Annotated in this window: 14 protein-coding genes; all 14 read right to left on the bottom strand. The window is 50.6% G+C overall.

Annotated features, from left to right (window positions below):
• Positions 1 to 81 precede the first annotated feature (81 nt).
• Positions 82 to 525 carry a hypothetical protein gene (locus SH302x_RS24275; protein ID WP_479365482.1) on the bottom strand — a complete coding sequence of 148 codons (444 nt, stop codon included), beginning with the start codon at positions 523 to 525 and terminating at the stop codon, positions 82 to 84.
• A 250-nt stretch (positions 526 to 775) separates the two neighbouring features.
• The gene (locus tag SH302x_RS24270) at positions 776 to 2023 is read right to left on the bottom strand and encodes a DNA methyltransferase (RefSeq protein ID WP_479365481.1); all 1248 of its coding nucleotides are present in this window, start codon (positions 2021 to 2023) and stop codon (positions 776 to 778) included.
• Between the two features lie 808 nt (positions 2024 to 2831).
• Entirely contained in the window at positions 2832 to 3548 is a 717-nt protein-coding gene (locus SH302x_RS24265; protein ID WP_479365479.1) for a hypothetical protein, read from the bottom strand.
• Positions 3549 to 3910: 362 nt separating this feature from the next.
• Positions 3911 to 6337 carry a hypothetical protein gene (locus tag SH302x_RS24260; RefSeq protein ID WP_479365477.1) on the bottom strand — a complete coding sequence of 809 codons (2427 nt, stop codon included), beginning with the start codon at positions 6335 to 6337 and terminating at the stop codon, positions 3911 to 3913.
• Positions 6337 to 8814, bottom strand: coding sequence for a hypothetical protein (locus SH302x_RS24255; protein ID WP_479365476.1), 2478 nt, complete (start codon positions 8812 to 8814; stop codon positions 6337 to 6339). The genes SH302x_RS24260 and SH302x_RS24255 overlap by 1 nt, the downstream gene beginning before the upstream one ends.
• A gap of 94 nt (positions 8815 to 8908) precedes the next feature.
• Positions 8909 to 9325, bottom strand: a complete 417-nt coding sequence (locus SH302x_RS24250; RefSeq protein WP_479365475.1) for a hypothetical protein — start codon at positions 9323 to 9325, stop codon at positions 8909 to 8911.
• A complete protein-coding gene (locus tag SH302x_RS24245) occupies positions 9318 to 9722 on the bottom strand; it encodes a hypothetical protein (protein WP_479365473.1) in 405 nt (134 codons plus the stop codon). Before SH302x_RS24245 ends, SH302x_RS24250 begins: the two co-directional genes overlap by 8 nt.
• An 18-nt stretch (positions 9723 to 9740) precedes the next feature.
• Positions 9741 to 10436, bottom strand: coding sequence for a hypothetical protein (locus tag SH302x_RS24240; RefSeq protein ID WP_479365472.1), 696 nt, complete (start codon positions 10434 to 10436; stop codon positions 9741 to 9743).
• Positions 10437 to 10440: 4 nt separating this feature from the next.
• On the bottom strand, positions 10441 to 10947 hold the full coding sequence (locus SH302x_RS24235) for a phage protein Gp36 family protein (RefSeq protein WP_479365470.1): 507 nt from the start codon (positions 10945 to 10947) through the stop codon (positions 10441 to 10443).
• Positions 10948 to 10961: 14 nt separating this feature from the next.
• Complete coding sequence (locus SH302x_RS24230) at positions 10962 to 12008, bottom strand: hypothetical protein (RefSeq protein ID WP_479365469.1); 1047 nt, start codon at positions 12006 to 12008, stop codon at positions 10962 to 10964.
• 87 nt (positions 12009 to 12095) lie between these two features.
• Positions 12096 to 12788, bottom strand: a complete 693-nt coding sequence (locus SH302x_RS24225; protein ID WP_479365467.1) for a hypothetical protein — start codon at positions 12786 to 12788, stop codon at positions 12096 to 12098.
• Between the two features lie 86 nt (positions 12789 to 12874).
• Complete coding sequence (locus tag SH302x_RS24220; protein ID WP_479365466.1) at positions 12875 to 14398, bottom strand: hypothetical protein; 1524 nt, start codon at positions 14396 to 14398, stop codon at positions 12875 to 12877.
• A gap of 65 nt (positions 14399 to 14463) precedes the next feature.
• Complete coding sequence (locus SH302x_RS24215) at positions 14464 to 14676, bottom strand: hypothetical protein (RefSeq protein WP_479365464.1); 213 nt, start codon at positions 14674 to 14676, stop codon at positions 14464 to 14466.
• A gap of 36 nt (positions 14677 to 14712) precedes the next feature.
• A complete protein-coding gene (locus SH302x_RS24210) occupies positions 14713 to 15096 on the bottom strand; it encodes a hypothetical protein (RefSeq protein WP_479365463.1) in 384 nt (127 codons plus the stop codon).
• Positions 15097 to 15167 lie beyond the last annotated feature (71 nt).

Below are 15167 nucleotides of genomic sequence, written 5' to 3'. Positions count from 1 at the left end.
TAGCGTGAGCCAGCGTCCGAATGCCAATAGAAACCGAAAAGGCCTTTCGGTATAAAGCGCGTTCACGAAAGAAGTACAGTGCTACTCGTTTGCGACCGCTGACTCGTCGGATGTCGACTCCATAGACGGCAGCGAGCTCGCAAAAAGCATGCTCTTTTTTTTTACATCCTCAATCCATAGATAGAACGAATCCAGCAAGTCCAGGCACTCGCGATCCGACAAACCGGGCTTCGACTTTGTTACAAATGGTACTACCCCAAAAGCTTGCCGGCATGCATCCACGCAAATGCGAATCGCGTCCATGTCGCCTTCCCAGGCACGCTTCAGGTGTCGCTCAGCAATGTATTCCTTGTGCTGCTCCAACGCTCGAAAGGCAGTGATTGGATCCACAGCCCGAACATGCTTTCCATCGTCGAAATAGAACAACCCACGGTTTGACTGAAGGCGATTCTGCCTAATGGAAATCGATCTCGCGATCACTAAGACAAGGCCCATCAGCATGGCGGCCGATATGTAAATCTGCATGAGTTCTCCCGGTGAACTAAAGCCACAAACCACCGTAAGTCGTGAGCTTAACTAATTGGGGAAATGCTGAACACATCAGCCGTGCCTGCAGTTGTTCACGCTGTTACTTTCCGGATTTAGCTGGTCAACCGCCGAATGCGAATTTTCCCTCCTCGATTTTTCGCCGACCGTACGTCTTCAAGTTCTCCCGGTTGCGTTCCCATCCAAACGCATTCGCAAATGAAAAGTCGAAGCCGTTCGCAGAAGCAAGTCAGGCAAGCTGAGGGCTTGCGAGTTCGTCTAACTTGCTTAGATCGGAAGTTGTTTTCACGGTCGTAAGCAACTGCCCAAACAATACAACCCGCTGATCGTTCTTTGTTAATTTGAATCCTGCACTCATAAGGCGAATGATCTTGTCATTTGCAGATTCGACTGCACTAGCCACCGATGCGGGCTGCCATTTCCCTGGTTTCTTTTGACATACAATTACTACATCGAACTGGATCGGGTCATTAGCCTGGCTTTTTGGCATTGCAACCGACATCTCCGCCTTAACTGGATGCGCATTTTTAACCACGAAACCGGAGTTAAGAATCGCGTTACCGACCGCTTCCCATCCTTCAGCACGCGAATGATGATAGGAAAAAACTAACAGCCCGTCATCTTTCAGGACACGGTGGGCTTCACGAAATACATCCGTGAGCTTTCTGGCGAATCGAATTGAGTCAACATCCTGAACTTCGGCTACATCCCTAGTAGACGAATTCTGTAAGCTCAACTCGCTTAGTTGCTGCCAAGCATGAAAGAAGTCTGCTAACTCCGAGTAGTGAACATTGTCGAAAAATGGTGGGTCCGTTACAACAAAATCTATGCACTTGTCGGGTAATCCAGTTCTGGCTGAATCTCCACAAGAAAGTGCAATGGCCCTTTCTGAACGCAAGGACTTAGAGTTCCATTCCGCTAATACACCGGAAAACGGCAATGAGCATACCTTTGCTGATTCGTTTGCACGGATCTCTGTCGGCGAAGCACGATATGCGGCCGTCCTACCTAGGCGATTTTTAAACAACCCGCTAAAACCACCGGAGCTTTTGGGAGTGCCCCACACGTTGGCCTCGATGGGAGTTCTTTCTGGCTTTAATGTGTGATGCGAAAACATATGTCGGACTGCACCAGTTCCCTCGCCTTTAAAGGATGCGAACATGTTGTTGAACTCAAGAGCGCCGGAAAAAACCGTTAGAATGGCTTCCCTTACAGCACGGTCTTCTAGTCGTTGAATTGCGGAGAGCAGCAGGCCGAGCGCAAGGAGTTGCCGATCATTGAAGAAGTCCTTCCACCATAGAAAATTATAACCGATGGCTTGCCTCGTATTGTAACCATCCGCAAGTCCAAGGTCAGGTATTCGTATATTCCGATTTATGAGTTCATTTTTAAGCTCTCGTGCGCAGTTCTGATACGCATACGTATCTCCGTTGCAAGCTCTCAGATAGCACTTGCGTCCGTCTTCTCTGAGGACCATTTTCGCGTATAACCGATAGGATGGTCGTGTAGCTCCATTGCTTTTGATTGTGGATGCAATTGCGAACTCTTTTGTGCATTTAGAGCATCGGGCCTTAGAGCCTTTCGCAGGCCCATGCGTTTGGTCAAATGAAAATGAACAGCAAGGACACGTCGCATTGTGCTTATGATACACTCCCTCGAAGATATGACCGCACTCCGGACACACAACCTGTACCTCTGGCTTCTTTTTCGGGTATGCATTCTGCGAGAAAACGTACGATGAAAATAGATCGACAGGGATTTTGCAAGCGGGGCAATCCACCTGCATCACCCAAAAATAGTAGAGCACTTCGAACTTCCCGACGTCGTCTTCGCCTTTGTAAAAAGACTTAATTCGCAAGCCAATGTCGCACTCGATGGACTGGAATGCGTTTTCTAGTTTTCGCATGTCAAGCTCTCCCAAGGCAACTCGTACAGAAGAGACGGCGACTGGATTAATGTCCCTCCCAAAAGAGATAAATCCGAGCTTATGTGACTCTCCGATTGTGGTACCTGATCCCATAAAGGGATCGAAGACCGTCGTCTCGGAAGGTTTGTGAATCAAATAAAAATCGCGTTCGAGATTGGCGCGACTTCCCAGTTTGCAGCCCAGTAGAATTCCGCGAAAAACAGAACCAAGTCGTTTCGCCCACCATTTGTGAACGTGGTAGATAGGACGGTGAATTTCCTTCCGCCAACTTTCACGCTCGCCAAGATTAGAAAGGAACTCAAATGGGAACTTGTCTGTCTCGATTAGACGCATTGCGGGACCTCCATGTGAAAGCGAGTCATCCTTCGGCATCCACTTCGGCAGCAATTTCGTCTGAAGAGATGTTCCGCATTGCCACTTCAGTTGCTGGTGAGCCTTTTAGTCGCCAAGCCTTGAAAGAATGGGTTTTACCTGCATTCGGATTCATAATCATTTCAGACCTGATTTCATTAGTCTTTAAGTTGAATGCATATCCAACGATCAACTGTTTTGCTTCTTGTCGTTGGAGATCACCGACCTCAAAAAGATCGTCGTCTGGAGTTTGATCTGCTGGCAGAACCAGAGTCGTATTATGCGCAGTCCCGTCAATCAACCGGAACGGTGTGGGCACCACGTACATTTTGCGGTCTCGAATCATGATATCGCCATAGCTTCCGAAGCACTTTACGCTTCGATTTTTGTGGACATACTCGTGGTCTGCATTAAGAAAATCGCCGTGGCAAACTACTAGATCCAGAACTGGATATTGATTTCCATCGGGCCGCCCTGGATAACGTCCGAACACGTAGTAGATGGTTCTTCCATTGTGAAATCCTTTTGGCATCTGGCTATTCGCATCGTAGGATGCATCCCTACCAGGGTACGCAAGTCCTTTAAGCTCATAACCTTCCGTGTGCTGAACGATGCTAAAATCTGGAAAGCTGTTTCTGCCTGGAGATTCGAACAGGATTCCCGTTTCTTCGAGTCGGTTCTTGAACCAGTTTTGAAAATGAAATTCTTTATCGTCACGGCTCATTCGATGGATTAGCACGCTGGATTCGATCGCTTGGACGCATCGCCTGAAAACCGCACTGATTGTTGAATTCGATTCCATAACAAGTAGATTCCTCAAAAAATACCTCGCTCGCCTTTGAACGGCGTTTTCCTAGTAATAGTATACGATTAGTACCGCATCGCACAGCCGTACCGTAGAATCTGAAAATTGGCGAATCTTCGAACGCCCTCGCATATGGAACTGGACAGACATTTGGGCCTCACGAGAAGCAACGAGCTAGATTAAGCATGTGAACATCGAACCGCCACAAACTCCCTCCCACCGCTGGCAATCGTCAGTGTCCCGATTGCTTCATGCCGTGGCTTTCTTTCCAAATGCCAGTATCATGGAGCGTTCGCAACATCCGCCAAGTAGGCCGAAGCACTGGAAGGCACACTGACCTTTCGTTCGTGGATCCGTCGTCCTTGGCTGTCAAACGCCTCGACGAGATAGATTCCGCCCCGCGTGAAGGCTGACCGCTGAATCAGTGTCAAATCGACAAAGCCATCTGCGTTCGTCACTCCGTCCAGGATTGCTCGAGAAACAAGGGACTGTGCAACCGTCGGATTCGGCTCAAGTAATTTGGCAGTGATCCGAGCTCCAACCAGGGGGAAACCATCGCTTTGAACTACGTTGCAACGAACTGTGCAGAGGCCGGGAGCGTCAGGAGTTGGCAACATAATCGATTCCAACTCGACAAGCACGTTTGCGTTTTCGGATACCACCAGCGACTGGCCGCTGATCGAGGCATATCCATTTGCGGAAATGTTGTACGAGTAGTTGCCTGCATCGAGGTTGTAACTCACATTTCCATTGGTGCGTGTGTTGATCGCCGCTACAACAAGTGCGCCATCAAAAATGGTGATCCGGGCGTTGGATACAGCTTTAGCTCCCGAGCGTACTTGGAAAGTAACAGCGAATGCTCCGGCACCATTAAAGCCTGCTAGTATCACATTTGTCTGTTCTGTTTCTGCTTCGGTGTCCTGGCTTGCGGTGCGAGTCACGGGGCCGACTCTCCATTCATGAACGGCGAGTACTTCACCAGCATTTGTTTCTAGTTGGATCTGCAATGAGCCCACGCCGAAATTAGCAGGAACCTCCGTCATGTATTCAACGTATGTCTCATCGAAGAAACTGATCGCCAAGACGGGCCACACATAGGTCTGGTTATTTCGATAGAACCGAATCACGTGTCCGATACTTAAATCCAAGGATGGATCTAGGCGACTGAATCTTCCGATCAATTGCTGATTGAACTGCACGGTCCCTTTAAACGTTGGAGTGGAATTGTATTCCCCAAGCGAGAATTCCCCCTCGAAATCACTGCCAGTCGGGCCGTATGGTCCAGCTGCGTCGAGCACAAAAGCCTTGTCTGGGAACACGGCCAGTGATGCCGTGTAAGCTTCATTCGCCAGAGCCGACAGCGTCGCCAAAACGACCAGCGTGCCGAATTCCGACAAGTGAATACTATCGTTGATCGCTTGGTTGACGGTCGATGCTGTAGGGTTCAACGTCGTCAATCCGCCTTCGGTGATGTTTACCGGGCCTACGAAATTGGTTGCATCACTGGATGGCTGCGTCGCTGTCTTAGTATGATTCAGCCGGCAGACGTAGAAAACCCCCGCAGACTGACGTACGACCTGACCAGCATAGATTCGATAGCCTGCAGGAATATCCGACCAGGTCGGCCGGTCATTCTTGTAAAGCACTTCATAACGCGGCAATGCTCGCTGCAAGTTCAAATGCAGTCGCGATTGACCGGCAGCGGTTTCGTTGCCCGCAACGTGCATCATTTCGCCAGCTTCGCCACCCGTGCCAGTTTGTGTGGCATGCGTTGAGACAAGCACAAACCCAGCACTCGGCAAAGCAGCTTCAAAACGATTCAACAAAGTACCCATGGCAGTCGCGTGTTGACCGCTGCTGGTTGTACCATTCTGACCCAGCAAGACCGCCACAGTATCAGGGTTGATCAGTTTTAGAATGTCATCGACGATCACGGGATAGCTGTTCCAGTTGGCCACCGTCGAAGATCCGATACCGATGCCGCCTGCAATGGTTCCTGCCGCCTGGCGTTCAATGCTCACCAGTCCCAATACTATCGCTTCCTTGCCGCTCTCGGTCGCAGTGTTGGCTCTGACCTTCCATTCGTAGTTAATCCCATTGGTCGCGTCAAAAGTGGTGCCTTGGGGGATTGTGACCGACACCCAGTCAAGTGTCGGAGTCGGGGCATAGAAGCTCACAAACGGGCTGTCGACTTTGCTTGCAACTCCATCCCGCAAATGGAAGTAATAATCAGCATTTTGAAAACCGTCCGGCGTACGCATGATTGCGATCTTGACGACGACCGGACCAACGGCCAACGACTCTGCCAACCAATCGTATCCGACCACTTGGCGTTGGTTCTCAAACGAACTGGCACTGCTACCAGCAACACGGAATCCAACCACGCCAGCACATATTCGGTTATTCAGCTTCAGGCCCGTCGAATCCGCGATGGTCGTAGCACCTGAACCGACCAGTCTACGCGCAATGATAGGACTCCATCCTAGATCGTAAATCGACGAAGACGCAATTCCCGTGGGTGTGAAGCTAAATGAGATCGTATCGGGAGTGATGCACCCCTTGAGATTGCCCGAGAACAATCGACACCAACGCGACTCCATCTGAGCTGTGATCGAATCGCCAAGGAACAATACAGTCCCGTTTTGCTTCGCAGCCAAGATAGCTGCGAGAGCCGTGTCACCCGAGAATCGTTTCGTAATTGCGCTCATTACTTCACCCCTCGAACTTTTTGTTTCGCTTGGATCTGGGCTAATCTAGCCTGAACCTGATTTAGACTTTCGGCGATCGGGCTTAAATCGACATCGATCTCTAGGGATGCTATGGAATCTGTGATCGCCGCATCCGCGGCGGCATCTTGGGCAGCGGTACGAAATCCGCGACGCACTTCATGCACTAGTGCGGGCCTCGCTTGCTCCATCCAACGATTAGCGTTCGACTCTATCGATTCAAGCAATCCTTTTGCCACTGCGGCGTGTCCATCGGTAGTCCAATGCAAACCATCGTTGGTCTGTGTCGAGATGTCTAAATACCGATCGTTTATTTCGCCAAGTCCAATCGGCAGTCCCGCCGATGCTAAATCATCCACGATGTGTCGGATTGAAGCATTCAACTGCCGCGTAAAATCTGACCTGCCAACTCCGCCGAAAGTAACATATCCAGCGGCAGTCATCAGCGACACTTCGCAGAGTAGAATAGGTGGCATGATTGCTGGATTAAGCAGGGTGCAAAAGTAATCCACCGGAATAGACCTCGATGCGTCCAGACTTTGCACAACGACAGTATGCTCACCGTCATTTAACCCAACGTAGATTTTGCCCACCGGCCCACGTCCATTGTCGTTTGCCCCATCACTTACAGCGTCAAAGCATCGGTTAAGGTTAACTATATCGATTACCCGTCCATCCACTGCCACTGAGCAAGAGCCGAACGAATTATACGTGGTACCATCCTCCCCGATGAAGCCTATACCAAAGCCCGTTCCCGAAAACGTCCAAGTGAAAGAGCCGTCGTTTTGTGTCAGCCTAGCACTGCTCAAGTTTCGGCCGCCTACAGACTGAGGGGCGTAAACTCCAACAGACCCTGCTTTTACTACCGCTACATCCGATGAATTGACGTAAGCATCACCCCAGGCGCTCAACAGCATGGAATACGTACAGTTCAGGTACTTGCGGATAGTCCGTTGGTAGTTTGTCGAACGCCACAAATCGTTGATTCCCGGCATCCATGTAATTAAAGACGTGGCTTTATTCGTGATGCCTGCGTGAGCTGAATTAGCTTGGTTCCACGCCCCACGCCCTGAAACAGCTAAGTTTGTATGAGGACTCAGGGATAAGGCCGTAGCAAGCAATGCCGCATAGTTGCCAGCCCCTGCTTGTATTGTAAGTGAATCCCCGAAGCTAATCAGTCGCGATCTGTTATCGATACTAATGTATCGGCGATTGGATCGATTGGAGTTGTCTAGGATACGCTGTATTGGTCTTGAAGCAATTACTTCGGAGGCGATAGCTGGGGCCAGGTTTGCATCGAGGATGAGGCCGACGCCGACGAGCGGGCTCGCACCATATCCATAGACCTCACCCGCTTGTACTTTATTGATCGGAGGAAGCGTAGGATTAGGTGACGGGGCTTTGATGTACGTTCCGTCGACGAAGTTCATTGCCGCCACTGCATCGCCGTAACTTGTCACCGTAAACCCGCCAGAAGAAAACGCGGCAGAGCCGGTCAGAACACCGACAAATTTGTTGTAGTTTTCAACAAGGAGATTGTCGATGTCCAATAAACCCGCGCTAGCATAGAGCGTGAAGGACTCGCCGGAAGAAATCGTATGACTTTGGTTTTCCCAGCGAAACGTTCCGCCAGCGATCCAGCATGTCAGCGTATTGGTACCTGCGACATGGGATGGCTTTCCGTTAAGAATTAGGGTGCCAGCACTAACATGCAACAGTGCGCCCAGTCCACCAGCAACGGCTAGATATGCATCGCCATTGACGGTGACTGTGGCGTTAGCATTTGCAACGGTCACGAATCCGGTTGTCGAGACTGCAGCGCGACCAATGAAGCCAGTCAACGTTGCATTGATTACTCCGGTGCCAGAGCATTGAAAATATTTGTTAGTAGCGGACAGCATACAATCGCTTGGCTGGTTCGCATTATGTACCAAAGTACCTGCGGTGAAATTAAACAAGGTGGCAGCACCGGTTGGAGTTGTGAAAAACCCGTTGACCGTGACGCTACTACTAGCCTGGGTGCAGGTCACAAGCAAAGTTGTACTTATACCCGCAGGATCAAACAGATTGCCGTCAGCGGGCACTGCAGCATTGCTGTTTATCGTCAATGCGGTATTGGCATTTGTGATTCCAAAAACGTACTGCGTTTGATTTGTGGTGTGGTCGAACATCCCTAGATTCACAGTGAAATTGCACCCAGTCGGCGGGGTACACGCTGAAGCCGCAACGGCCGCAGAATGTCGCCAGAAGGTGGTTATGTTCAGGACTCTGGGACCATTATCGGGATTGATTCGCGAGGCTGTGTTGTTAAGCAGCAGGGAGTTCCAGGTGTGGTCGGCATTTAAGGTGACCGTATGCCCAGCGATAACTACGTCATCCACTGAGGTAGGCACAACGCCACCAACCCACGTTGAGCCACTATTGGAGTTCCCAGATGCTGCAGATGTGATTGTTGCCATCTACTCAATTGCCCTATTCCAGTTTTGGTCGATCATGATTACTCGCAGGGTTTCACTTTGGGGCTAGCGTAATACTCGGGACGATTGATTAAGGCTATTCGGCTTCTTCGTCTTTTGGTTTTACTGCTTTTAGCAAGGCCAAGAGGCCAACCATTGCTGGGTTCGAAGAGGCGATCGCGGCGATAGCGGCCTCACCGAAAGACAGCAGACCCTTAGCAATCTGGCCTTTGTACGGAGCGAGCCTTTGCCAAAGGTTCTTAGCCTCCTCCTTCTTCTGATCGGACTCTTGTTCCTCTTTTGGTAGCGAGGCTAATGCTCGCAACGGTAAGACGGTATCTTCTTGCGCTTCCGGTGGAATAGCTTGCTCGATGCGAGCAAAGACTGACTCGATTGTAGGAACGCCGTTGTTGTTATAGACGTCACCAACATGAGCATCCTTATTGATGATCTTGGCAGCGGCTTGATTGACATTGCCATTGATATGAAACACTACGCCGTTCTCATTAGCCATGATTTCTCATCTCTCCAGCGGCTTGCTCGACATCACCACAAGTGTTATGCCCTGTGAAGTGATTCACAAATTGCTTTGTGTCTCCAATCCGCTGGAGCATCTGCATGATGCGATTTTCTGCTTGATTAAAAGCGTTAAGGATTTCTGTCTTCGTTTCTCGAGTAATGACGGTCGAGTTCTCCACCGTCTTGATCGCTTGCTCGATTGTGTTTGTCACATCGACTAGCGTTCGCACCATGTCGCGGGCCATCAGCGTGTCCGATTCGTGGAGCTTGCGCACATACAGCTCACGCCAGATCGACCAACAGCCCATCAGAACTACTAGCCCAAGCATTACCAAGGAAACCACTATCAACGCGACGTCGGTACTCGTCAGCGTTTGTGCAATCAGGAACAAAGCGGATTTCCTTTGCTTCTAGAAGTCAACCGCGAGCTCGATCTCAGCCGCATACTGCGCAATCAAGCCGGGATTGATACCAAGTTGGGTCAAGTAAACTTCGTCGATTCCGCGAATGTCTCGGTTGTACAGCTCGTTTACCATCTTGGCCTGATAGAAAGACTGCCATGAACCGCGATCAACTCGACTGCCTTCAAACGCCATGGAGCATTGTGAAAACTTTGTTCCCTTACCTATGGTATGAGGACCGGCCCATGTACAGCACGGGATATTGATTGACTGAGCCACCGAACGCTGAGAAAACAGTAGCACGCGGACGCCATATTCCTTCTGCAGCAGAGCACCAACTCGATTCAGTGGTATTCGACCTGCGCGGGGAAGAAGACCACCCAGACGCTCAAATTCAGCAACCACGACTTCGTCCCATCGCGACATGCTGAGCTCGAAGTTTACGCTCATTCCAAAGAATTGCCGCTCAATCGGCGGCCCGGACCGTCCCCCATGCCGATCGCCCGCAACGCCCTCAATACTGGGCTGTTTCGAAACACGAATGGAATCTTCGCTTTCCCCAAGCTTGTAAAGCTTCTCATAGCCATAGTTCGGATTCTCTGTCGTCCGTTCTCCTTGCGCGTTCGTACGGAATGGGCTGAAGGCGACAAAAATGTCTACCTTACCCGGCACGACTACATAATCATTTTCTCGAACGATTGGCATCGCTTTAGCCTCTCGGAGTGCGTTGGTCAGTGTATGGGAAGAATCGTCCCATCCTCGATGGCAACAAATTCAATGCTTCGATTTCAGCAGCTCGTGCTGTTTCGAGGTCAATTACGCCTGCATGCGTTAGTTCAGTCAGTCCAAAAACGTTCTCTCCGCGACGAAGCGCTTGCAGGTGTTCTCGCGCTTGCTTGGCAATCAAGGCAGCAGCCTCCTCATGTCGAGAATCAGCGCGGCGTTTATACAAAAGGGACATTGCAATGTCGCATGTCACGCGAACCAAGTGATTCTGGCTATACCCGCCAAGGGTCGCCAACTGCTCTGGTGTGTAACGTCCACCAGCAAGCAGCGCGACGTCGATTTCACCACTGGCATCTCTCAGTGCAGCTCCGACATTGGGGTGATTCGGAACGAAGCTATCATCTTGGGGCTCGCGAGCGTCTGTCGCCAAAGCCCCAATGATGTCTACGTCATACCGAACAACCAGATCTGCACCCGTTGCATATGCCACATCGCACCCCGTTATTAGCTAAGCACGTTGCGGAATGCGAAACCTGCAGCCGGAGCCGTCATACCGACGCCAATATCATCTACGACGTTGATGCGTTTACGGCGATGGTACTGATCACTGTCACGTTCAACCGTCATCTCTTCGTGCACAAACAATGTGACGGTTGAGAAGGTTGGTCCGCCAGCTTTGCTTACCAACGCGCCGGGACGCGAGATCAAGTAAACCTCGTTATTGCCGTACACAAACGATTTGGTGACGTTTGCAGCATTACGCGGGCTTGTGACAATAACGGTTTCGTCCACTTCGATAGGCACACCGTACAAAGTGTTCGGAAGGCCATACTCTGACCATCGGCTTGCGCCCTGATTGATCATGTTGTAGGCTTCAGGCGATTGCTTGATCAGGTCGATGATTTCCTGCGTTTCGGAAATTGCAGTCGCGACCCTTGGCCCCATCACTAAGCGAAGGTCCTTCTTTTTCACAACGCCTAGGGTGTCCTCTGTGATCAAGTTCACGGCATAGTTAATCGACTTCTTGATAAACGGAGTCGTCGACAAAGCCGCAGACCAGAGGCCGCCAGCGATTGCGGTCGCTGTTTGAAAATGCGTCGAATCCCAGTTGGCCGATGCATTCAAAGCGGAATGCACCATCTTAGTTCGAAGGGTCATCGCCTTTTGGCACTGAGCGCGTTCTTGTGCGCCTTCCACATTCCAAGACGCTTGGTCAACCGCTAGATTTCCAAGCTTGTGGCCAATGTTTCGGCGGACAGTCTGGAAATCTTTCCAGTTGAACTCGACGCCTTCATTGTTGTAGTCAGGACGGTCATGTCCATCCGGCCAGACATAATCGTCGATGTTACCACCAACGATCCGACCAGCTTGCAATTGATCAAGCTGTAAGTAGAACCCCGTTTGCTTGGGGACCGGGCGCAACTGCACGTACTTATTGACTGAGAAGTCTTCCTTGTTGCGCGAAAAGTCAACAATCATTCGTCCTGAGGACTCATGATCTTTGATGTACGTGTTGTTTTGACCAACTTGTGTAACTGGGCCTGCGGCCATAATGGTTTCTCCATCACTTGCCGCGAGTCCGTTGTTCGGTCTTCGCTATGGGAACAAAAAACGATATGTGTTTGAAAGGGTTTCGGACTAAGTGTTCACAGTGAACGCTGCGGTCCACGTGGTGTTGTCAATCGCGCGAAGTACTGCGATTGTTTTGCCTTCCATCGTGATGGCGGCGTTGGTGGTGCCGTCGTTGATGTCATCACCAGTGGCAGGGTAGATTTTCAATCCATTGGTTGCGTGCTCGTTGTAGACCTCGCAATACATTCCCTCTTCCGCAGGTGGTAGACGAACACCTTTGGTGTTATCTGCAGCGCTCACGGTATTGAGCGAATTACCCTGCAAAGGAGCTGCATCGCCTTGAACGCTACCTAGGGCGACCACTGCCACCGTTGGCCGCGGCGCAACTCCACGAATCAAGTAAGCGCTGATTAGTTCGCCAGGCCCCGAGGTTGCCGACAGCGCCTGGGCGTAGTATGGCTCACCACCAACAATTGCCACGCCCGCGGAATCTGCGTCAGGCTTCAGCAAAGTGCCCGCCGCCACAACGCCGCCAGCTTCAAGCAAACAGCATTCGCCATGACCGTAGACCTTGATTTGATCACCGTCCACAGCCGCCAAAGTAGAAGCGCCTGGAATTGGAGCTTCGCGCGTGCCCTCTTGTGAAACACCAATCGGAATGCCAGCAGCACCCGAAAGATCAACAGTGTGCGAGCCGCTCATTTTCACGAATCGACTACGATTTACGTTGCCGCTCGCCTTAAATGCTACTGGAAACATTCTTTCACCCTAATAACTACAGTTTGCAAATTGAACTTAAGACGCCCAGCAGGTCGGCTCTAATTCTTTTCAGCTCGTCAAGCCTTTTAGGCGTTCTCCGCTTCCAAGATTCTGGCCATTTCGTCGAAGGATTTGCCCTCTTCGGTAGCACGGTCCACAACGCGACGGCAAAACTCTTCCGAGTACTTATCTTTGTTGCTTCCGCTGGTCCCGATCTTACCTTGCGGAATGTAAGGATCTCGCTTCTGGGGAGCGTAGTCCGCCAGCAATTGCATGTGAGTCTCGAACTGATCGTCACTCATCTCTGCGCCTTCAGCATACAAGCATCTCGCAAACTCCTTTTCGCTATCGATCTGGTATTGATCTGCCAGGGAGCGAATCCGCTCGCGACGGTCTGAATCGACCTTTACAGATTCCAAGGCAGCAACTGCTCGACGCAAAGTCGCGACTTCCTTTAAGTCTTCCTTTCGAGCCTCTTCCTGCATGGAGTATCGATCTTGAAGAATGCGGAATTCTTCCTGCAACTGGCTGTAGCGGTCCACATCCGCTTCCTGGTTGCTGTATTGACTATTTGGATTGAACTGATTTGCACCCATGGCATTAGAACCGTATTGCTGTGAAGGCTGTTGAGGAGTAGCCGGCGGCGAACCAGTCGCGCTCATGCCACCTTGCGCACCCGGAACGCCCGGCTGCTGTTGAGATTGAGCAGCTCCTTGCTGCATTTGCTGGCGAACCCATTCCATTTCTGGTGTACTCTGAATCGCCTTGACGATCATCGACACCATTTCCGAACCTTGACCGCCAGCATCCGGTTGTTCTTGACCATCCCCCATCGTCGATTGCTCCGGTTGATTTTGTGATTCGTGGCGCTCCTTAAGCGGATCGTCACTAGGAATAAAAGTGTTAGAGCCGCTCACCATCGCAGGAGCCATTATTTGATAGCGCTCCACAAATGCATCCTGGGAACTGTACTGCGCTATTGGAAGAGCCAGGCGAGGCGACTCCGCACCCAGGGCTGCGATCGGATCAAAGTAAGGGCGTCGACCATCACGGAAGCGGTTTACTTCGACACTTCGTCGCTTCTTCCGATTAAGTACTTGCGTTGCCTCGATTTCGTGATGCTCATCAGCAAACACTGCAAACTTTGGTTTGTCATACCCGACCATGCCCAGTCGATATGGCCCAACGTACCCAAGAACCTTAGGCTGCATATGGTCGGGGACTATGCCGTCCACCGTATGACCATTCGTCAAAGCAGAAAAGCTGTTTGTGTCGGCTCGATCATTGTGCTCATCGACAATGTCACCGAGTTCTTTGACGCTGTAGCGAACTGGAGCTCCGTCGCGGCCAGTTGTACTATGCTCGTAGAAATAGCAAACATTGGAGACATTTCGGTACTTATCCGAAGGAAAAAGCTTACGCGCTCTGTCTCCATGGGAATCACCGTGGGCCTGGGACCATGCGTCCCATACAGCATGATTCCGTTGATCAGGATCTGGGATCAATGGCAACAGATGTTGATGTGCACGCGCAACAAAAGCTGCGTAGCGTTCTTGCGGCAGCGGTCGCATTGAAGAGTTTTGCGGATGATTTGGAATCACATCGGACATGTACGTACTGCTTCGTGTTAGGCAGTTGCGTCAGGTCCGTTGTTCGGTGCCGACAAAACTTTAGATTACTCGAATTTTTTGCAAGTCATTGAGGACTGCGGCTCAGCCACTACAGCTACACCATCCTGAAAGACAATCTCGACGCCAACATTGCCGTAAAAATTAGGCTGCTGAAGTCGAAACTCAATCTCACGTTCAAATAGTTCGATTGCTTTGCGTCGGGCTGCGTCATTCACGCGTTTCGCGTCAGAATGTTTTGCCGTTAGTGTGTTGTGCACCTTTTAATTTTCCCTGTCAAGTCTGAATAACTAGCGCTACACTAGGTTTTGAATCACCAGGAACTGCAGTGAGGCTGGCGATGTAGTTGCATTAGTGACAAAAATCGAATTCACATCTGCAGTCAACGGATTTTCAAAAAATGCCCCTGCGAAGAAGAACTGCAGCTTGCCTGCTACTAGCACAATAGTGTCATCAGGAGCCGAGGAACTATTTGTTTTAATGGTCAGAGCGACGTCTGATCGCACGGCAATCAACTGTGCTTCACTTACATCCACGCCCAACGAAATCTCGCGGTTGGTTGTACTCGGAGCAATCGTCTCAATGAATACACTTTTTGCTTCACCTTGGATGCTTATTTGCTCGCTTGCAGAGAAATCCGAAGACTGAATATTGATACCGACTGATGCAGAAAACGACATCTTGATAAACTCGATAGTAAGAGGACGCGGCTGGGTGCTCAGCCTTTAATTCGTAATCTATTTGATTGTGC

Source organism: Njordella calcicola, assembly GCF_056494125.1.
This window is presented reverse-complemented; position numbering and strand designations above follow the sequence as displayed.

Excerpts from the sequence above, each read along its gene's own strand:
- SH302x_RS24275 (WP_479365482.1), bottom strand. The coding sequence starts at position 525 with ATGCAGATTTACATATCGGCCGCCATGCTGATGGGCCTTGTCTTAGTG.
- SH302x_RS24270 (WP_479365481.1), bottom strand. The coding sequence starts at position 2,023 with ATGGTCCTCAGAGAAGACGGACGCAAGTGCTATCTGAGAGCTTGCAAC.
- SH302x_RS24265 (WP_479365479.1), bottom strand. The coding sequence starts at position 3,548 with ATGAGCCGTGACGATAAAGAATTTCATTTTCAAAACTGGTTCAAGAAC.
- SH302x_RS24260 (WP_479365477.1), bottom strand. The coding sequence starts at position 6,337 with ATGAGCGCAATTACGAAACGATTCTCGGGTGACACGGCTCTCGCAGCT.
- SH302x_RS24255 (WP_479365476.1), bottom strand. The coding sequence starts at position 8,814 with ATGGCAACAATCACATCTGCAGCATCTGGGAACTCCAATAGTGGCTCA.
- SH302x_RS24250 (WP_479365475.1), bottom strand. The coding sequence starts at position 9,325 with ATGGCTAATGAGAACGGCGTAGTGTTTCATATCAATGGCAATGTCAAT.
- SH302x_RS24240 (WP_479365472.1), bottom strand. The coding sequence starts at position 10,436 with ATGCCAATCGTTCGAGAAAATGATTATGTAGTCGTGCCGGGTAAGGTA.
- SH302x_RS24230 (WP_479365469.1), bottom strand. The coding sequence starts at position 12,008 with ATGGCCGCAGGCCCAGTTACACAAGTTGGTCAAAACAACACGTACATC.
- SH302x_RS24225 (WP_479365467.1), bottom strand. The coding sequence starts at position 12,788 with ATGTTTCCAGTAGCATTTAAGGCGAGCGGCAACGTAAATCGTAGTCGA.
- SH302x_RS24220 (WP_479365466.1), bottom strand. The coding sequence starts at position 14,398 with ATGTCCGATGTGATTCCAAATCATCCGCAAAACTCTTCAATGCGACCG.
- SH302x_RS24210 (WP_479365463.1), bottom strand. The coding sequence starts at position 15,096 with ATGTCGTTTTCTGCATCAGTCGGTATCAATATTCAGTCTTCGGATTTC.